The organism is Gemmata sp. SH-PL17 (assembly GCF_001610855.1).
Classification (GTDB): Bacteria; Planctomycetota; Planctomycetia; order Gemmatales; family Gemmataceae; genus Gemmata; species Gemmata massiliana.
Genome location: NZ_CP011271.1, coordinates 4458029 through 4478681 on the forward strand (window position 1 = coordinate 4458029; position 20653 = coordinate 4478681).

14 protein-coding genes are annotated in these 20653 nt (G+C 59.8%); 11 read left to right on the forward strand and 3 right to left on the reverse strand.

The window, feature by feature from the left end:
- The first annotated feature begins 907 nt into the window (after positions 1–907).
- From VT84_RS18475 to VT84_RS18525, 11 genes are all read left to right on the forward strand, one after another.
- Positions 908–3373: a VIT and vWA domain-containing protein gene (locus VT84_RS18475; protein ID WP_082840543.1), complete on the forward strand. Its 2466-nt coding sequence runs from the start codon at positions 908–910 to the stop codon at positions 3371–3373.
- A 234-nt stretch (positions 3374–3607) separates the two neighbouring features.
- Entirely contained in the window at positions 3608–4468 is an 861-nt protein-coding gene (locus tag VT84_RS18480; protein WP_239465895.1) for a sugar phosphate isomerase/epimerase family protein, read from the forward strand.
- Between the two features lie 126 nt (positions 4469–4594).
- On the forward strand, positions 4595–5524 hold the full coding sequence (locus VT84_RS18485; RefSeq protein ID WP_082840544.1) for a ferredoxin--NADP reductase: 930 nt from the start codon (positions 4595–4597) through the stop codon (positions 5522–5524).
- 9 nt (positions 5525–5533) lie between these two features.
- Positions 5534–6403: a serine/threonine-protein kinase gene (locus tag VT84_RS18490; RefSeq protein ID WP_052554343.1), complete on the forward strand. Its 870-nt coding sequence runs from the start codon at positions 5534–5536 to the stop codon at positions 6401–6403.
- Between the two features lie 41 nt (positions 6404–6444).
- Positions 6445–7398 carry an acetyl-CoA carboxylase carboxyltransferase subunit alpha gene (locus VT84_RS18495; protein ID WP_082840545.1) on the forward strand — a complete coding sequence of 318 codons (954 nt, stop codon included), beginning with the start codon at positions 6445–6447 and terminating at the stop codon, positions 7396–7398.
- A 249-nt stretch (positions 7399–7647) separates the two neighbouring features.
- Positions 7648–8889 (forward strand): Gfo/Idh/MocA family protein, encoded by a 1242-nt coding sequence (locus VT84_RS18500; RefSeq protein WP_082840546.1) that lies wholly within the window; start codon positions 7648–7650, stop codon positions 8887–8889.
- A gap of 2 nt (positions 8890–8891) precedes the next feature.
- Positions 8892–9437 (forward strand): RNA 2'-phosphotransferase, encoded by a 546-nt coding sequence (locus VT84_RS18505; RefSeq protein ID WP_082840547.1) that lies wholly within the window; start codon positions 8892–8894, stop codon positions 9435–9437.
- Positions 9438–9456: 19 nt separating this feature from the next.
- On the forward strand, positions 9457–10860 hold the full coding sequence (locus VT84_RS18510) for an aminotransferase class III-fold pyridoxal phosphate-dependent enzyme (protein ID WP_082840548.1): 1404 nt from the start codon (positions 9457–9459) through the stop codon (positions 10858–10860).
- Positions 10861–10875: 15 nt separating this feature from the next.
- Positions 10876–11877 carry a metal ABC transporter permease gene (locus tag VT84_RS18515; RefSeq protein WP_052554359.1) on the forward strand — a complete coding sequence of 334 codons (1002 nt, stop codon included), beginning with the start codon at positions 10876–10878 and terminating at the stop codon, positions 11875–11877.
- Between the two features lie 66 nt (positions 11878–11943).
- Complete coding sequence (locus VT84_RS18520) at positions 11944–12933, forward strand: permease (RefSeq protein WP_082840549.1); 990 nt, start codon at positions 11944–11946, stop codon at positions 12931–12933.
- A gap of 21 nt (positions 12934–12954) precedes the next feature.
- A complete protein-coding gene (locus VT84_RS18525; RefSeq protein WP_082840550.1) occupies positions 12955–13983 on the forward strand; it encodes a hypothetical protein in 1029 nt (342 codons plus the stop codon).
- A gap of 52 nt (positions 13984–14035) precedes the next feature.
- Here the strand turns inward: VT84_RS18525 and VT84_RS18530 are convergent, their stop codons facing one another.
- From VT84_RS18530 to VT84_RS18540, 3 genes are read right to left on the reverse strand one after another with little or no spacing between them, the layout of a single operon-like run.
- Positions 14036–18295 (reverse strand): neutral/alkaline non-lysosomal ceramidase N-terminal domain-containing protein, encoded by a 4260-nt coding sequence (locus VT84_RS18530; RefSeq protein WP_082840551.1) that lies wholly within the window; start codon positions 18293–18295, stop codon positions 14036–14038.
- The gene (locus VT84_RS18535) at positions 18295–19599 is read right to left on the reverse strand and encodes a hypothetical protein (protein WP_082840552.1); all 1305 of its coding nucleotides are present in this window, start codon (positions 19597–19599) and stop codon (positions 18295–18297) included. The genes VT84_RS18530 and VT84_RS18535 overlap by 1 nt, the downstream gene beginning before the upstream one ends.
- 47 nt (positions 19600–19646) lie before the next feature.
- Complete coding sequence (locus tag VT84_RS18540; protein ID WP_082840553.1) at positions 19647–20648, reverse strand: DMT family transporter; 1002 nt, start codon at positions 20646–20648, stop codon at positions 19647–19649.
- Positions 20649–20653: the final 5 nt, after the last annotated feature.

Genomic DNA, 20653 nt, shown 5'->3' on the forward strand with positions numbered 1-20653 from the left:
GGTCTTGTAGTCTCTGACCATCTGAAGTGAGTGTGCCAATTTACTACTGTATCGGAATCGGAGTCGGCTTCGAGAATGGGCAGATAGGTAGAGCCGGTTTCAAAAAGAGTCGTTTTTCCTTCTCGGGCGGTGCCATACGACAGTATAGAGTCGCTACGTATATCAAGAGCTGGCCCACTTCCAACATTCCGGATTGATGCGATAGAAAGCACACCAGTAGCTTCCGCTTCGTGTGTGGTGTAGCTCCACCCATCGAGAACTAACCTGGGGCGAACCGCGTCTTCGCGATTTTGCGACTGGATTCTCAGGACCACCAGCGAAACGATCAACGAACAGGTCGCTGCGAACGCTGAGCAGATTGCAGGCCACAGGTTTGACTCGATGGCAACGAGAAACATCGCATTCCCCAAGAGGGTTGGATGCACCGTAGAGCTATTCGTGGATAACAAGTTATTCTTACGACCCTTGGGTGTCCGGACACGGAGTTCGGCGGACCTTCCACTGCGTTTCAGGAGTGGTTCCTGATGCCTATTTTCCGGACCACATGGGCGGTGATTTGGGTAAAATAGGGAGGTGCGCAGCCTCATTTACTAAGAGGAAACAAGCAATGGGCTGGAATGATCACTTAGATGAGGATGAGTTTGAAGAGCAAGAAGAGACAGTGGGAAAGCAAAGGCCGTGTACTCGTTGTGGTGGCGAGATACCGGGGTCCGAACGAGCGCTAGCGGCGGATAACGACGGTATGTGCGGTTGGTGTGCAAAACTCAGTGGTACAGAGCCAAACTCGGTACCGCCCGTAACCCCTTCGTAACAGCCCCGTCGCGTTTCAAGCGCATTACCCGCAACCCTCGTCATAATGACAGGCGCGTCGACTCGGGCCGCGCTGTTCATTTGTTGGAGGTGCGCCATGCGGTTCCTGCGATCCACACTCGCCGTACTCGCTACGGTTCTCGCCGGCGCGAGTTCCGCGTCCGCGTCGGGGATACTGATCCCCGAAGACAAGAAGCTCCCGCCGCTGGCGATGGTCAACCACAAGGTCACGGTTGCCATCGACGAACAGGTGGCGATCACCACCGTCGAGCAGTCGTTCCGCAACCACACCGACCGCAACCTCGAAGCCACGTACCTGTTCCCGGTGCCCAAAGGGGCGACCGTGGACAAGTTCACCATGTGGGTGGACGGCAAGGAGATGGGCGGCGAACTCCTCGACGCCAAACACGCGCACAAGGTCTACACCGACATCGTTCGGCGCACCCAAGACCCCGGGCTGCTCGAATACCTGGGGAACAGCCTGCTCCGGTTGAGCGTCTTCCCGGTGCCGCCGAGGGGCGATCAGAAGATCAAAATCAGCTACAAGTTCGTGGCGCAGAAGGACGGGAACGTCGTCGAGTACATCTACCCGCTCAAGACCGACGGCAAGGCCAACCGCACGCTCGAAGCGTTCTCGGTGAACCTTACGATCAAGTCCCGGCACGCGGTCCAGAACGTGTACAGCCCGACGCACGCGATCACGACCACGCGCAAAGGCGACCGGGAAGTGAACGTCGCGTTCGAGCGCAACCAGGCGATTCTCGACAAGGATTTCCAGCTCTTCTACGGCTTCGGCGACAAGGACATTGGGCTCACGCCGCTGCTCTACAAGCCGATTACCGGGGAAGACGGGTACTTCATGTTCCTGGTGTCGCCACAAGTCGAAGCCGAGAAGAAGCGCGTGCCGCGCGACCTCGTGCTCGTGCTCGATACGTCGAGCAGCATGTCGGACATCAAGATGCAGCAGGCGAAGAAGGCGCTCAAGTTCTGCCTGACGCAACTGAAGCCGGAAGACCGGTTCGCGATCCTGAAGTTCTCCACAAGCGTCGTACCGTTCCGCGACAAACTCGTGGAAGCGAACAAGGACTATCTCGAAGCCGCGAACAAGTGGGTCGACGGGCTGAAAACGAGCGGTGGGACCGCCATCTGGCCGGCACTCGATGACGCACTGGGGATGCGCTCGGACGACCCGTCGCGGCCGTTCACGATGGTGTTCTTCACCGACGGCCAGCCCACCGTGGACGAAACGAACCCAGACAAGATCGTGAAGAACGTGATGGGGAAGAACAGCGGAAACACCCGCATCTTCACGTTCGGTGTGGGCGATGACGTGAACGCCGCGATGCTCGATCAACTCGCGGACGCGACCCGCGCCGTCACGACTTACGTTCGTGAAGCCGAGGACATCGAAGCCAAAGTCGCGAGCCTGTACGGGAAGATCAGCAACCCGGTTCTGACCGACGTGAAACTCGCAACGACCGGCGGCATTCAGCTTCACGAGATCTACCCGCCAAAACTCCCGGACCTGTTCCAGGGAACGCAACTGGTCGTGATCGGCCGTTACACCGGTAACGGGCACTCTGCGATTAAATTGACCGGCACGGTGGGGAAGGAGAAGCAGGAGTTCGTGTACGAATTGAACTTCCCGCCCAAAACCGAGAGCGACACGGGGAAGGACTTCGTCGAGCCGCTGTGGGCGCGGCGCAAGGTCGGGTACATCCTCGATCAGATCCGCGTGAACGGCGAAAAGAAGGAACTCATTGACGAAGTCGTGGCGCTGGCGAAGCGCTACGGGATCGCAACCCCTTACACGAGTCACCTCGTGGTGCCGGATGGCCCGATGCCGGTTGTTCCGCCGACAGTGCGCCCCGGCGGTCCACTTCCGCGTCCTGGGACGCTCCCCGCAGCGCCAATCGCGGGCGGATTCGGTGGTGCATCGGGCATTCCGGCGGGACCGGGCGGGGCACCGCAACGAGTCGAAGACTTCGCCAAGAACCAGGCCGCTGGCGATAAGGGCGACGGGAAGAGCGGACTCGCGGGGAACCGCGGCATTATGACCGAGCAGCAAGTTAAGGAGGCCGTCGACAAGGTCAAGGCGGAGAAAGATCCGACCGCCCGAGCGAAGATGACCGAAGAACTGATGCGGTATCAGGCCCAGAAAAAGACGTGGGACGATGCCGACCGTGCCCTCAAGGGAGGGAAGAGCGGGTACCAGACGGGGCAACTCGGCGTGGACCTCTCGTGTGCGGCGAACGGTCTGCGTAACCAGGATCGCGTCAGTCTGACCGCGAACCGACAGGTATACGGCCGCAACTGCCTTGAGATCGGCGGGGTGTGGATCGACGACGGGTACAAGGCCGACACGAAATCCGTGACGGTGAAGGCCCAGAGCGATGCGTACTTCCGCATTCTGGAGAAGCACCCGCAAATCAAGGACGTGTACCGACTCGGCAACCACGTCGTCTGGATGACACCGAGCGGCACTGCCTTGGTGGTCGACCCGAACGACGGCAAAGACAAGATGGAAGACGCCGACATCGAAGCGTTGTTCGTTAAGAAATAACCGCTTTAAACCGATTAAATGGGTTGCACCGACTGTTCGGGTGACCCATTTAATCGGGGACCATCAACGTCCGATAGTAAATGTTATGTAATGATTTAAGCCACATTCTGATAACCAGTAAACCAAGCCGCCACGACCAGCAGGGAAGGGCACTTCAACACACTTTTCTCGTGGCGTTCCACCTTCGGTGATGGCACAATCCAGCCGCCTGAATTCCACACCGGAGCTTCTCCAATGTCACAAAAGATGGACCGCCGATCGTTCCTCGCGGCAACCGCAGCGACTGCAACAGGCCTGCTAGCAACACGCACCGCATCGGCAACCGATGACTTCGCCGGGTTCGCGGTCGGCGTGCAAACGTATACGTTTCGCAACTTCGATCTGGAACAGATGCTGAAGCGGACGAAAGAACTTGGACTGAAGTCGGGTGAGTTTTACGCCAAGCACATCCCGATCGACAGCCCGCCCGAGAAGCTCAAAGCGATTCTCGCGCTGTGCAAGGAATACGACGTGATGCCGAAGGGCTTCGGTGTCGTCGGCTTCAGCAAGGACCACGACGCGAACAAGAAGCTATTCGACTTTGGCAAATCGATCGGTGCGCATTATTTGAGCGCGGACCCGTCGATGGACAGTTTCGATAGCCTCGACAAGTTGTGCGAAGAGTACAAGATCGCGATTGCGATTCACCCGCACGGACCTGTCGGGGGAGGGAAGCGCCACCGGTGGTGGTCGGCCGAGCAGATTCTGAAAGCGGTCAAGGATCACCACAAACTCATCGGTACCTGTCTCGATACCGGGCACCTCATCCGGATGGCCACGCTGGGAGAAAAGCTGGATCCGGCCGAACAGGTTAAGGTCATGGGCGATCGCAACTTCGCTCTGCACCTCAAGGACCACGACAACAAGAAAGACACGGACGTGCCGTTCGGCGATCCGGCCGGCGTTCTTGACGTCTCTGCGGTCCTGAAAGCGCTCAAAGCAGTGAAATTCACAGGGCACTTGGCAATCGAGTACGAAGCGAATGCCGATAACCCTTCGCCCGACATGAAGAAGTGCGTCGCGTTCATCAAGGAAACCGCAGCGAAGATCTCCTAACGTTCACGGCACCTCTAAAGGGTTGCGCGCCGTATAATCTTCATAGTCCGTACATACACCCTCGCGAACCGGTCGCGGGGGTGTTGTATTTGGTTTCTCTGCTTACCTCTCCAGGCAAGTGCCCAAATGACGGCCGAGGAAATCACCGAACTCCGACAACGACGGTACAACGCGACCGTCGTCTCGCTGAAGCTCCTAAACTCGGACCTGATGGTCCTTCGAGTTAAACCTGATTTTCCACGCCCTGCGCATCACCCGGGACAATACTGCACGCTCGGTTTGGGTTATTGGGAACGGCGCACGGAAGGGTGCCAGGTCGAAACGCTCACGGCCGGAGAAGAAACGAAAGTCGTTCGCCGCGCTTATTCGATCAGCTCTTCGATCCTCGACGAATCTGGACACCTCATGCGCCTGGAGGACAACGACTGGCTGGAGTTTTACATTGTCCTTGTGCGCGAGAACGCGGATGGTCGCGTGCCGGCGTTAACGCCGCGACTGTTTGGGCTGAGCGAGGGTGACCGGATTCAGATCGGTGAGCGGATTACGGGCCATTACACGCTCGATCCGGTGAAGCCCGGTGACACGGTAATTTTCCTCGGAACTGGCACCGGCGAGGCGCCACACAACTACATGACGTGGGAGCTACTCTCGCGCGGACACACGGGAAAAGTCGTTAATGCGTGCTGTGTGCGCTACGGGCGCGATCTCGGCTACCACGACACGCACAAGAAGCTGATGTCGCAGTTCCCGAATTATACCTACCTCGCGTTAACGACGCGGGAACCTGGGGTTACGCGAAAGGTTTACATCCAGGATCTGATCACGAGCGGGGAACTCGAAGAGCGAATCGGTGAAGCGCTGGACCCGGCGAAAATGCACGTGTTCTTGTGTGGTAACCCGAAGATGATCGGCGTACCGCACCGAGACCGGGAAACCGGAACTCTCTCGTACCCGCAGCCCGTTGGTGTGATTGAGGTGCTGGAGGCACGCGGCTTCAAAGCCGATATTGCAGCGGTGAAGCTGAAGGGCAACGTTCACTTTGAAGAATACTGGTAAGGAGTACGGATGGCGGATATCAACACCACGATCGCCGGCTACCGCTTGCGCTCCCTGCTCCAAACCGGTCAAACGTCGCAAGTGTTCGAGGTCGTGGAGTTGCAGAGCAACCGGCACTTCGCGATGAAGATTTTGCTGCCCGAGGCTGCAGATAACCAGGAGCAGCGTCGCGCACTGTTCAACGAAGCGGAAATCGGTGTCAAGCTGACCCACCAAAACGTGATCCGCATCGTAAAAGTGAACAAGGCCAAGGACACGCCGCACTTCATCATGGAGTTCTTCCCGTCCGGTAGCCTCCGACTGCGTGTTCAAGCAAAGGATTTCGCGTTCATCAAAGAGCACGCGCGGAAGATCTTTAAGGGAGCAGCAACCGGTTTGGCGTACATGAACGCGAGTGGCTACGTTCACCGCGACGTGAAGCCGGACAACATCTTGGTGAACTCGCTCGGCGACACGAAGATGATCGACTTCGCCATCTCGAAGCCGATGCCAAAAGGCTTTGCCAAGTGGTTTTACCGCAAGAGTAAGCCGCAAGGCACGCCGAGTTTCATGAGTCCCGAGCAGATCCAGGACGAAATGCCGGACGGTCGGTCGGACATCTACAGTTACGGCTGCACCCTTTACGAATTGACCACCGGGCGCCCGCCGTTCCGCGGAACCTCAATGAACGATTTGCTCGGCCGCCACTTTACAGAGAAACCCTCGCCGCCATCGGCTTACAACTCGGACCTGACCGACGAGTTCTCCGCTTTTGTTCTTAAAATGCTCGCGAAGAAGAAAACCGACCGCCCAACGAACTTCCACGAAGTTCTGATGGAAATGCGCAAGGTCAAGCAGATCTACAAGTCGGTTGTGGAAAAAGACGTCGAGGAAATGTAAGGATTCGTTTCCCAGAGTGATTATCGGACTCAAGGTGACTAATGGTTTCAGAACCGTTGCCGTTTGAACAAGACATCCACGAACTCGAAATCGAACTTGCGCGTCTGGAAACAAACCCAGACGCTGAGGGGACTGGCGAAACGATCAAGAAAGTTCGCCGAGATCTCGTTGCGCTGAAGAAGCAGAAGTACTCGAATCTGACGGCCTGGGAGACGATTCTGGTGTCGCGTCACCGCGACCGACCACAGTTCCTCGATTACGTGGATATGGTGTTCGAGGAGTTCGTTGAACTCCACGGCGACCGGGCCATCGGTGACGACCGAGCGATTCGCGCTGGTTTCGCTCGCTTAGACGGCCAGAAAATCATGCTGGTCGGTCACCAGAAAGGTAAGACACTCGCAGAACGGCAACAGTGTTACTACGGCTGCGCGCACCCGGAGGGTTACCGTAAGGCGCTCGCAAAAATGCGTTTGGCGGCCAAATACCGGATTCCTATTGTGTGTCTGATCGACACTCCTGGAGCTTTCCCGGGCATTGGTGCTGAAGAGCGCGGGCAGTCCCAGCTCATCGCGACCAGTATTTTGGAAATGACGAAGCTAGCAACACCGATTGTCTGTGTCGTGATCGGCGAAGGCGGCTCCGGCGGCGCACTAGGCATCGGAGTCGGCGACTCAATCGGGATGCTTCAGCACGCATATTATTCCGTCATCAGTCCCGAAGGATGTGCCGGCATCCTGTGGAAAGTCGCGACGGACGAGTCGAAGCCACGAGCGGCAGACGCACTGAAACTAACTGCCGCCGATCTTAAACGATTTGGAATCATCGACACGATTGTCTCCGAGCCGCTCGGCGGCGCCCACCGCGACCCGCGGGGAATGGGGACAAATCTCAAGACACACCTGTCTCGTGAGTTACGCGGCCTAGTTTCTCAGACTGATGAAGCACTTCTCGCTGGTCGCTACAGCAAGTTCCGACAGATGGGCTTCTTAGCTTAGTCATTTCGCGCATTGGCTTTACCCAAGCTAGTGTGCAGGGCCATGAACATTACATAAGATAAATTATCGGACTTAATTTATTGCCAACCATCTTGGGGCTTGATTATGTGGCGTCTGATAATTGATATTATGTGTCTAATGTCATGTTTTTCCGGCTTTCGTTTTGGCTGCGATCTTCGATGTGGTCAAAGCTCCTAGAACGACCGCATGCGAACTCTAAAAGCCGGCGTGCCGAGCCTCCGTTGCGGGATGGTCGGCTTTGGCATGATCTTCGACGAGACTTATCGCCCTGTTTTTGAACGCTGCCCTGCGTCGCTTCTTTCTTTCAGCGGTTCGCCTTTTAACGCGGAGCTTTGTGCCGTTGCAACGCGAACCGGTTCGCGTGCGGCGCGCTACCTCGCATCTAAAACTGAGCGAGCGTCGTTTCAAAACTTCTCCGGTCCAAATGCAGTTTCACAGCTGCTCGCTTCCGGCGTGGACGCGGTCTGCGTAGCAACGCCCGATGATCGACACTTCGAGGCCGCCCGAGACGCGATTCGCGCCCGCAAGCACGTCCTGATTGAGAAACCTTCGGTTCTCTCTCTTTCAGAACTGGATGAACTGACACGACTTGCGACCGAGAATGAAGTGCTGGCCAAGGTCGTTTACCACAAACTTGCCGACCCCGACCACAAGAAGCTCCGCACCTTTTACCAAGACGGTGTGCTGAAGCACGTCAACAACGGGTATTGCTCGTTGCTCGAACCCAAGTCGATTAGCGGCGGACAGTTCGCCGAGTGGATCACGGGCCGTAATCCGGCCACTTACGTCGCGGTCCATTACCTCAAATTGATCGACTTCACTTTCGGCCCGAATTGGTCGCTGGACCGCGTATCTGCAACCGGTCAGCGCGGGTTAGTTGGACCGGCTGACGGCCCGACTTGGGATTCGGTTCAGCTTCAAGTTGTTTACCGGTATCCGGATACGCGAGACGCCGCGTTCGACATTCACACGAGCTGGGTCACGCCCGATAACTTTCCGGGATACGTCGAGCAAGAGGTTCAGTTTCGTTTCGACAACGCGGTTTGGTCGGCCCACCAGCGTAAACGCGGCGTCGAATTGACCGTGGAAAATCGCACGCCGGGCGAACTCAAGAACACCCCGAACTATCACTACAACGGAACGTTTCTCGAACCGTGGGGAGAACGGTCTCAACGCGGCTACGGGATCGAAGTCATCGAGCGGTTTTTCCAGGAAGCGGCGTTCGTCGAGTTCGATGGGCCGAGCGAACAGCGGAATAAGCGCCTCGCGCAAATGCGAACACTCACCTACAACGACATCACAGCCGACCGGAACTGCGTCGCGATCGTCCAGAGTCTCGAAGCAATTCTCGCGCGAGCGGCTGGGGGCGCTCCCGGTTGTCTCGTCAAGGTGAATGGTTCCGCAGGTGGCCTCGCTCTTTACGAACCCGGCAACGCAAAACCGCTCGTCCTATACGAAGGACGGGTGTAACTGTGGACGAAAAGAAGCGCGTTCGGCTCAGCAAGTTTCTGTCAAAAGTGCTGCGTCACGAACCAGAATCGATCGGTATCACACTCGAATCGGGTGGCTGGGTGCTCGTTACCGACCTACTCTCCGGACTGGAAAAGGCGGGTACACGCACGTCGCGTGAAGAACTGAGCGTCGTTGTCGCAAAGTGCGAGAAACAGCGATTCGCGTTCGACGAGAGGGGAACAAAGATTCGCGCCAACCAGGGCCACTCGACGGACGTTGATTTGCAACTCGAAGAGGCCGAACCCCCGGCGGAACTATTTCACGGAACCGCACACACCACTGTGCCCGTCGTTCTTCGCGACGGCCTTCGCAAAATGGCCCGGCACCACGTTCACCTGTCAGCCGACCCCGTCACCGCCACCAAAGTCGGTCAACGACACGGGAAACCCGTTATACTCGTGGTTGATACCGCGAAAATGCGGGCCGATGGGCACATTTTTTATCGCTCCACCAACGGCGTGTGGCTTGTCGAACACGTTCCACCACAGTACCTTCGGGTGCAGTAAAAGTACCCGGAGATTTCAGATGCCCCCACCGATCCAGCACCTGCACGAGCCGGACTCGAACGCCGGCCGCGCGGAACTCGCTCGCGTCGAACCGTACTCGCTCCGCACGTTCACTCCCACCCAGGCCGTTCTCGCCCAAAGTGCGGGAATCTACCACTGGACCCCCGAAGGGCGCCGACTCTACGACTTCTCCTCCGGCGTACTCGTTTCCAACCTCGGTCACAACCCCGCAAACTGGCTGCGCGGATATTTTCGCTACATGAACTGGAACACCGGAGAAGTCACTAACTCCGTACAGCCAGTGCAGGTTCCGCTCGGGTTTACGCCGGCCGTACCCATGACGGCCTACAACGCGATCACGTCCGTCGAAGTCGGGGCCACCAAGCGCTTGCTCGAATTGATGCGCAAAGCCCCCGGCGGCGGGCGGATGGAACAGGTGATGTGGGCCGCGTCGGGATCGGAAGCCATTCAGAAAGCACTTTGGGCGTCCCTCGCACGCGACCGCACGCGACCGATAATCCTGGCCACGCGGTTCGGCTTTCACGGTAAGAAAGGTCTGGCGAACGCCGTAACGGGTTCCGAAACCGACACCGAGCGTGATCCGCGTGTCCGGTTCATTTCGTTCCCGATGGCCGAATGCCACGATGTTGCCACGCGCGACGAGCCGTTTAACTTCGCTCCCTACCAGAGGGAGTTGGACGCCCTGCTCCACCAGTTCGGGGCGAAAATCGGCACACTCATTACGGAGCCGTACCTCGGCGGCGGCGGTTCATATCACCCGCCAAAGGCTTATCTCCAGGGCTTGCAGCAGTTCTGCCGGGCCAACGACATCACCTTGATCCTCGACGAAGTGCAATCGAACTTCGGCCGGACGGGGGCGATGTTCGCCTACGAGACTTACGGCCTCGAACCGGACGTCGTAGTGTTAGGGAAGGGACTCGGGAACGGTATCCCTGTAGCGGCCGCAGTCGGGCGCGCGGAGATCTTCGGCTCTCTGGGATACGGCGAAGGCTCCGACACTTGGAGTGCGAACCCGCTCTGTTGCGCGGCCGTACAAGCTACATTGGACGAATTCGAGCGGCGCGACGTGATCGCGGGCATGAAGGCCAGCTCCGCGATCATCGAAAACGGCCTACTCGCGCTGAAAGAGTTCCCGTTCGTCGCGCACGTTCGCGGTGAACTCGGCGGAATGGTTTGGGGCGTCGAAATGTGCGACCGTGGTGACCGCACCGCCGCGGAATGGGCGAACGAGTTCGTGCTCGCGTGCTACCGGGGCGACGGCCAGTGCCCCGACGGCATTCACCTGCTCGGTCCGCTCGCGAAGAAAGTTGTTCGGATCTCGCCTCCGCTCGTCATTACAACAGAAGAAGCGACTGCCGCGATGAACCTGATGCAGCGCTGTGCCCGCCGCCTGCTCGGTTAATCAGACGAGGAACTCATGCCCGATGTGTGGATGGCGGATCTGATCCAGTGGATCGCTCACGTTGCGGGGGTGGAATACCCCTTCGTCGTGAAGAGTATCCTCACCATCGTCGTCATGTGTCTGTTGTGTGGCACGGTCGGTGCGATGGTCGTCGGTAACCGGATGGCGTTCTTCAGCGACGCGATGGCCCACTGTGCGTTCGCGGGCATCGCGTTAGGTTTTCTAACAGTGCTGCTCAGCAACCTTGGTACCAACGCGGCCGCGTGGCTGGTCCCACTCATCATGGTGGCTTTTGGTGTGGTCGTCGGGGTCGGAATGATCTACGTGCGCGACCGCACCAATCTCGCCCACGACACCGTCATCGGCGTCTTCTTTGCCCTCGCTCTCGGTTTCGGAGCGATGCTAACGAAGTTGGTGCAACGGGTCAGCAGCCAAAACCTCGAAACGTTCCTGTTCGGGAACCTCACTCTCATTCCCGAAATGCACCTCCTCTACCTGTGTGGTGCGCTCGTCCTTGTGTGCCTTGTGTTCCTGTGGCGGTACAACCAACTCATGTTCGCGAGTTTTAACGCCAGCCTCGCGCGCACGCGGCGGATGAACGTCAGCTTCAACAACTACCTGTTCATCATTCTGCTCTCGCTGGTCGTGAATTTGTCGATCCAGGCGGTTGGTGCGCTCCTCATCAACGCGCTCCTGGTTGTCCCCGCCGCCGCCGCCACGAACGTCTCACGGAACATGCGCCAGATGTTCTGGTTCACGATCGCGTTCTCCCTCTCCGCGGGGCTCATCGGGTACTCTCTGAGTTCATGGACGGTCACCGTCGGGCCGATTCGCGACGTCCAATTCAGTCCCAGCGGGGTTATCGTGGTCGTGACGGTCGGGATGTTCTTCGGGTCGATGGTCGTGGTCGCAGTGTGGAACCGGTTCGCCCCGATCTTCGGCGGGAAGCAGTTCCGCGGGTTCCACGGCCCGAACGACCCTTGCGGCACCGATCACCCGTTCGGACAATGCCCCTAGCCCCGAACCCACTTAGGGATTCGGGCGTATTAATTGTGTCCCACCGTTCCCGCGTCGGGTGATCTGGTGCAGCCAAGTATTTACGACTTCCTCTTTCGCTTCAGCGCCGTCTTGTGGGAGGCGATGCCGTTCGTCGTCCTCGGCGCGCTCATCGCCGGCATCCTCGAAGAGTTCTTACCGCAAGAGTTCCTCACGCGGTTGCTGCCGAAGTCCGTGCTACCGGCCGTCATGATCGGTGCGGTCCTCGGTCTGCTCTTCCCGATGTGCGAGTGCGGCATCGTGGTCGTGATGCGCCGGCTGCTCCGCAAGGGGCTGCCGCTCTCGTGCTGTATCGCGTACATGTTGGCCGGACCGATCATAAACGTGGTGGTCATCTTCAGTACGTGGGTCGCGTTCCGCGATCACAAGATCGGGCCGGAGATGGTCGGGTTCCGGGTGGGGATGGCCTTCGTCATCGCGTGCGCGACGGGGCTGATCGTTCACCTTCAGTACAAGAAGTACGGCAACGCCCTTCTGACCCCACTGACCGCACCGCCCGCGACACCGCCGGCAGAAACGAACGAGCCAGTGGCGGAACAGCCCCGGCAGCCGTTCATGCAGCGATTGGGGAACATCTCCGCGACGGCGCTCCATGACTTCGTGGACATCATGGTGTTCCTGATCCTCGGTTCGGTGCTGGCCGCGTTCGCGCGGATGTACATCACCGAAAACGAAATCGAGGTCATCTCGCGCGACCAGCCGTTCCTCGCGATCCCCGCGATGATGTTCCTCGCTGTTATGATGTGTTTGTGCAGCGAAGCCGATGCGTTCGTGGCCGCGAGCTTCACCAAGTTGCACCTGTCGGCGAAACTCGCGTTCCTCGTTTTGGGGCCGATGCTCGACCTGAAACTGATCCTGATGTTTACGCGCGTGTTCCGGCTCCGGCTCATTGTCACGATCGCAACGTCCGTAGTTATTCTGACGCTCGTTCTGTGTATCGGGCTCCACCTCGTTTACCAAGCTAACGGCTGGACCGGGTTGCCCCCCAGTGCCTTGGCCAGTTCGACATCACCGTAGGGCGAACAAGGAGACACGATCGTGGCACACAATCACGCCGGGTGTCAGTCGCCGCGCGACTACTTCACCGAGCAGCTCCTCACCATTCTGGTGTGCGGGGGGCTCGCGTTCGTGGCCGTGCAGCTCTACCGCTACGACATGCTAAGGCACATCCTCGCGCCGCAGTTCCACCTACCGGTGCTGATCGGCGGCATCGCGGTGTTCGGTTTAGTCGTGTTGCGCGCCGTCGCGGTGTGGCGCGAAGCGGGGGCACTGGTTCCCGTGAGCGACGACCCCACGTGCCAACAGAACCACATTCACACGGCGAACTGCAACCATCTGCCGGGGTTGCCGGGCGGGGAAACGGACCCGAACCTCGTGGACGATCACGGCCACAGTCACGACATGTCGTGGATGTTCGCCCGGATGCTCATCCTGGTCTTCCCGATCGCGCTCTTCAGCCTCGGTATCCCGAACTCGGGCCTGAGTAGCGAAGCACAGCGCAAGGCACTCGGCCAGGACGTGTCCCTCGACCCGGTGATGCTCAAGGAAATGGCGAAGGCGAAAACCACCAAGGTCGAAGAAGAGTCGTCCGCTTCTGACGGGGCCGTCACGCGCACGCTGCGCACCGAATCAGGCCTCATGATCCGGGAGATGATTGCGAAGGACGGAACGGAGACGTATTCGGTCATCGCGCAGGGCGGCGAGGAAATGCGGTTCAACACGCTGACCGAGGCCGCGTTCGACGCCGACAAGCGCAAGTCTTACGCCGGCCAAACGGCGATCATGGAAGGGCGGTTCAACCCGATCGTCGGCGGTAGCGGTAAGGAATTCACGCTGTTCCGCCAGAAGATGACGTGCTGCGGTTCGGACGCGGTGCCGCTCAAGGTGCGGATCGTCTCTCCGCAAGCCGTCGACCGAAAGTATTTCGACTGGGTGCGGGTAAAGGGTGTCGTTCAGTTCCGGCAAGTGCCCGGCCAGGACCGCTACATCCCCGTGCTCATGCTCGGGGACGTGACCGACATCCAACTCATTCCGAACGACCAGGTCAAGAACGAGTACGAGTTCTAAAGGATGCGTCCCTTGGGACCGTGGGTATCTCGCCGCAGTCCCAAGGACAAACTCACTTACCCGCGGTGCGTAAGTACGCGAATAGGTCCGCCACGTCCTGCGGTTTCAACTCCTTCTCCAGTCCGGCCGGCATGAGTGACAGCCCGGTCGAGCGCAACGACGCGATGTTCGAGCGCAGGATCGTCTCTTCCTTCCCATCGGCCCGGCGGAGCGTGATACTCGTCGGCGTTTCGGTCGCGACGACGCCATTAAACACGCGCTCGTCGCCCGTCACCACGTTGTAAGAGACGAAACGCGGATCGACCTCGCGGTTCGGGTCGAACACGGCCACGAGCAGGTCTTCACCGGACTTGTTTGGAAGGGCCGCGAGTAAGTTCGCCCCCACGTCGGCCCCGAACCCGTCGAGCCGGTGGCACGCGGCGCACGTCTTACGGAACACCCCCTGCCCTCTCATCGCATCTCCCTTGAGATCGAGCGCGGAGGCGTATTCCTTCACGACTTTCGCGCGGTCCGCGTCGACGGTCTGCTTAAAGACCGTCTCCGATTTTGCACGCACACCTGTGTTTGGATGGGTCTTGAGTGATTGGATTTGTGCGAGGCTGAAGTCGGCGAGTGCGACCTTCTTCGCTTCGACCGCGGCGAGCAGTTTCAGGATGCGATCCGGGTGCGCCATGAGTGCGTCGAGAACCTCGCGCCGGAGAGCGGGACCGTACCCAGCCCACCCCTCCATCAGCAACTCACTCACTTTCGGGTCTGTGTGCGCCGAGAGCGCTTTCGCAGCCGCGAGTTGTAGGTCTCCCGGTGTTGTCGGGGTGAGGCATTCAGCAAGCGCCGGGCCCGCAACCTTGAACGACCCGAACGCGAGCATCTCCGCGAGCCGCACGCGGTCGCGCGTTTCGAGCTTCGAGTCCCGGACTTGTGTCGCGTTCAATTCGTACCGTTTCCGGAGCCGGTCGCAGACAATTTCCGCCCCTGCGGGCGGCTTGTCCCACCACGTCGGGAGCGGGTTCTTTGTGCCTCGCATCCCCTGCCCCAACCCCTCGTAGATGAGAACCTGAGCGTCGCTCACGGCCGTTTCGTCGGCGATCAGGGCAAGCGCCTTCGTAATCGCCTTTGTGTCGCCCGTTGCACCAATAAGAGCAGCAAGCTTGGTGATAACTGCCCGGTTCGAGGTGCCGGCCTTCTTACTCAGCGCTTCGAGCACCTCGAAACCGCACTTGCTAGCAGAACTGAGAGCCGCGGTGACGGTCCAGGGATCGCTCGCGTCTTTCTCCAGGACCACCGCGAGCACTCGCGCCGCGTCCGAAGTCGGGAGCGCGCCAGCCGAGAGAGCGAGTTGGAACCGCACACGCGGCGAAGGGTCGCTCGCCAACTTCACCGCAAGTACGCAGAGAACCGGAGCGTCTGCGAAGAACGATTCCGACAGCCGGAGCGCTTGTTCACGAATACCGGGTTCCGGGTCCGCAAAAGCGGACTGCACATCGGCTGTTCGCAGCACACCGAGGCCGTGCAGCGTCCAAAGCAGGTTCGCGCGTCCCGGCGTTCCTTCGACCTTGGGTGTGGCAAGCAACTCACGAATCCGAACGACCGCGTCCTTCTCTTGCTTCTCGACGATGAGCCGCTGCGCTGTGATTCGGCGCCAGGGGTTCGCGCTGGTTAGTTCATCGGCCAGTTGCGCGGGCTTCAGCGCGGTGAGGTCCGGTAACTTCGTTGGCACGAAGTCCTTCGGCGTGACGCGCCAGATGCGCCCGCGCCCGCGGCTCTCCAGGTTCAGTTGCTTCTTGATGTCGTCGGGAAGCGACAGTGGAGTTTCGATCACCTCGCGATAGAAGTCGAGGACGTAGACCGCTCCGTCCGGCCCCGTGGTGAGATGGACCGGGCGGAACCAGTTGTCAGTTGAGGCGAGGAACTCGCGGTCCTCATACGCCCGCACCGCCGTGAACACCGCACCCCTTTCCTTCAGGATCTCGCGGTGAATCAGATTATTCGCGGGGTCACAGACGAAGTTGTTCCCGCGGTACTCCTTCGGGAACAGGTCCGCGGTGTAAATAAGCGGACTACACCCGGACGTAATGTACCCACCGGGCACGAGTTCGGTACCCGGGAAGCGCTTCGCGTCCGCACTGCCCGCGCGCCGCGTGGTGCGCTCGACACGCCACGGCTCGAAGGGGCTGATGCGGAACACCTTCGCCGCGGCCCCGTGCTCGGGGATGTCGAGCGTGACCGCGTTCACTGCGAGGTACGGATTTCGCAGCAAGTAATGATCCGGCAGAACAATCTGTCGGAGGTGCTGGCTGTTCGTAGCGGTAAACCACCGCTGGTAATCGTCCGCGCTGAGGCCGTACTGACCGCCCGAACTCGTCGGTTCGAGGCTCCCCTGTTCATGCGGCTTGAAGCGCAACCCTCGATTGCGGAGCGAGACGAGCGGCAAATTCGGCCTCTCGACCGAGCGCACGGTTCCGCCGTCGCTGCCCGCGCAACCGTAAACCCAGTTGTCCAACCCCCATTGCAGGCTGTTCAGCATCTGCTGAATGTTCGCGGTGTTGAACCCCGAGTATAGGACTGTTCTTCGGTCCGCTTTGCCGTCACCGTCAGTGTCCTGGAGGTAGACCAATTCTGGTGCCTCCGCAACAAGTAGCCCACCGCGATACGGCTGTAACCCCATCGGGAACCGCAACCCTTCGGCAAAGGTCGTCACGGTCTCGAAGATGCCGTCGCCGTCCTTGTCCTCAAGGCACTTGATCTTCCCGCGAGTTTCGTTGCCGGTCCCCACGCCGCCGTTCGGGTACCCGCGCATTTCGCACACAAAAAGCCGTCCCTTTTCGTCGAAGCACATCGCGACGGGGTCAACGATGTCCGGCTCACTCGCGGCTAGTTCGATCTTCATTCCTTCCGGGAGCTTGAACGTTTTTCGTTCCTCAACCGGCGAAAGTGGACCGGGCGGCTTCGCTAACTCGGCCACTTTCACCGTGAGTTCCTTCACCTTGCCGACGATCGCGTCCTCGATCGTGGTACTCCACTTTCCGGGCATCCCGTAATACACCTGCGACGAATCCGCCTCGTACCCGCCCTCGCCGAGTACGCGCGCACTCGGAATGTACGCCATGACGTCGTTCGCGTAGCCCATCACCCAAAGCGTGCGAGCCGTGGACAGATCTTTCTTCAGTCGAATCGCATAGTCAATGACGACCTCACCTCCGAGAGCCACCCACAGCACCTGATCGCCGAGTGCCCAGGTTTGAACCGGATAGTGCGGGTAAGCGTCATCAACCTTCCCGTTGGCTTCGAGTTGCTTGAGCAACCGCTGTGCGCGCTTCTGTATTACGGGGGTCTTGCTGAGCGTGTCGGCTGCGAGTTGGGCTTTCGTGGGCACGGACTCGAACTTCAGCGCGATCTTCTCGTACTTCGCCCCGAACCTGCCGGTCACAGGTTTAGCCGTTTTGATGGCACCCACCGCAGCATCAGCGAGTTCTTTCCCGTACTTCTCGCACAACTCGATCTTCCGGCGCGGAAGCGGGTTCGCGTCCGCGCCGCACCCGGTCCAGAACATCCCCACGGTTCCCGGCAGGGCTTTCTCGACAGCGATTTGTGCGAAGCCGGCGAAGTCACCGGACCACTGCTGCAAATCGAGCGTGGTGTTGTGGCAGGCGTACCCGAAGACAACAGCCAACGGCTGTGAGCCTTTCCCCTCGACCACGAGCACCGGAACCGTGTGATCGACCGGTCCCTTCGGGTTGCTCCCGTTGATAACACCCTTCTCTGTTTGCTCGCGCCGGTTCACGGCGAACCCGGCCGTACCCGAACTGTACTTGAGCGACACCGGTTGCAAGTCTTTCAGGCTCGCACCGATGACCGCGACCAGGTCGTCTTTGAGCTTCTTCGTGTACGCATCGACTTTCGCAGCGTCCGCTGCGGTGAGCGGGTACATGTCGACGAGGTTCTCGCGAATCACAGGCCCCGAGTGCGTGTGCGATGCGCTCAGGATCAGTTCCTCGCGCTTGAGCCCGTGCTGCTTCTCGACCTCGGCCGCGACTTGCTCACCCAACTTGTGCGGGATTCCGATGAGGTCCGTGGTCACCAGCACGAGGCGCTGACCAGCGGCATCTTTAAGGCAGAGCGCCTTTGCGTAAAGGTCGTGAATCTTGCCGTCGGCGGGCTTGGTGCGGGAAGCGTACCCGGCCATCCACACGGGTTCCGTTGGCGTGATGACCTTCACCGCAACCCCGGCCCTGTAAGCGGGAGTTGGCTCCTCAGCCGCGAACGCGGGCACAGTAAGAATCAGTCCAACGGCGAGCGCGAGCAGCGTTTTCATCACTTCCCCTTCCCTTCTGCCTTCAGCAGCTTCCGCATTGCAGCCATGAGGATCTCTTCCGAATCCGGCCCGGCGAGTGCCACCGTTGGTTCGTAGCCGCCTTCAAGGTAGGCTTTCGCGGTCGGAATGTACCCCGGACCGTCGTCGCCATAAGACGCAACGTTCACGACCGCGTCCGGGCGCATTTTCGCGGCCGCAAGTTGGTATTCGATGAACGCCTCACCGGGCAAGAAGAGATTGAGAACCTTGCCCCCGAAATCGAGGCAGTTCACTTCGATTGGTGTGTCCTTGCGCTTCAACCACGCGAGTTGATAGGCCGCGTTGTTTCGCTTCGCGGCTGTGGCTTTCTCGTCGTTCAGCGCGTTTATGCTCTCGTCCGCACCGAACGACGGTTCTTTTCGGGCCGGCAGCTTGATGGCCTCGAGCCGCCAGTCCCACTCTTTCACTCCGTGTCGCTTCGTGTCCTTCCACGCCGCGGCCATTGCGGTGTAAATGCGGTCGCGTAAAACCGGGCGGTTCTCTTTGGAGCCGTCGTTGTACTTGCCCGCGGTGATGTTCCCGCCGCACCCGTTGAAGTACACCTGGAACACGCTCGTTTCGTCCTGAAACTTCTGCCGCGCCAGTCCGCAGAAGTCCGCGCTCACGCGGCCGTCGCCGTAATAGCTCATCGGGTGGCACGCATAGAAATGGAGCGCAGCACGTGCCTTCTCACCATCCCAAAAACTGAGAGTGCGCAACTTCGGATCGATCAACCCCGCAGGGGCGTCGCGTGCCTCTTTGCTCTTGGTCGCGCTCGTGCGAGTGAACTTCACTTTGCCGTCGTCACCGAGCACCCGGCGATTGGACGCCACGTCCTTCACTTCCGCGGCGCCGACACCGATGTGCGTGAATCGAACGGCTTTGGGCAGCGCCGACTTGAGCGCGTCCGCGGACTTCTTCACGCACTCGTCGAAGTATTTCAGATCAAGCGATTTCGGCGCTTTGGCCGCTGCGATGAGTCTCTCGGCTTCGAGATCGGCAAAGGGCGCGTTGTGTGGGTGAACGCAGTGCAGTGAGACGTACTCGGGTGTCGTGTGGGCCGCGTCCGCGAGCGCCGCGCGCCACACACGGAACGCTTCGTTGCGCACCCCGGTCCAATCGACCGCACACAAAACGACCGGCTTCCCAGCGCCGAGAAGCACCACGCCGAGAGCCTTCAGCGGGTCGTCGACCCCTCGGACGGGTGTGATCCACCCGCCGCACAGCGGGTGATCTTCGGGCGGGGTAACGTCACATGCGAACGTCGCGATGTGGAAAGGCGGCATGGCGGGTTCCAACGCTAAAGGCGCATACGAGGAACCGCATTATGCCATCACTCTGGTGGCTTGTCTGCTTTCAATTCTGCGTTCTCCGCGCCCTCTGCGGTGGAGTCATTTTTCGCTCGTGCGGGCAGGTACCGCCACACGAGCGCGAACAAGATTAACCCGCCGCCGAGGAACATCCACTCGTTCGGAGTGTCCTTGTGTGGCGTGATGAGGTAGGCCCAGATCGGATTAATGAGTGGTTCGATCAGCGTAATGAGCGCGGCTTCTTGGGGCGAAACGGTGCGCAGCCCGCGTGCGAACAGCCAGTACGGGATCGCCATCTGAAACGCGCCGAACGTCATTAGGACCACGATCTGACGTGCACTCGGGGCGGTCACCCACTCCACGAACGCCGGCGCACCTTCGGTCAGCAGAACGAACAGACCGAGAGCCGCTGCCGAACCCAGCAAGTTGATCGCTACGAGCCACGCGGCAGAGTGCGCGCGCAGCGCACGAAGAAACAACACGACCAGCGCGTAAACCACACCACTTCCCAGGCCCAGAAGCAGTTGGATCATCTCTTTATTGTGCTGAGAGCCATCAACGTCGGACGGAGCTTCGCGGGGCCAGTTCCCGACCACGATCACCCCGGCGCCGAGGGCCGCGAGCAGCACCGCGAACCAGCCGCGCCGGTCGCTGCGTTCGCCGAGCGCCAGAACTGCGAAAAGGTAGACCCACACCGGTGCCGTGTTCTGAAGGAAGATCGCGTTCGCGGCGGGACCGTCGAGGGCCGAGAGGTACATTCCGCTCATCACCGCGAACGCGGACACCATTCCGATCATCAGCGGCCGGAACGTCATTTCCGCGCGCCGGACCATCGCGAGCATCACCAGCCCGCCGAACAGTCCGCGATAGAACGCAATTTGGAGCGGAGTGAGGAGCGGGTCACTCAACCCGAGGCCGAGCGGCTCGCGGAGCAACCGCATGAACACGCTGCCGAGGCTCCACAGCACGGCGGCCAAGATGAGATAGAGCCGCGCGGAAGTGGGGGACCGAGTTCCGACCGACATCAATC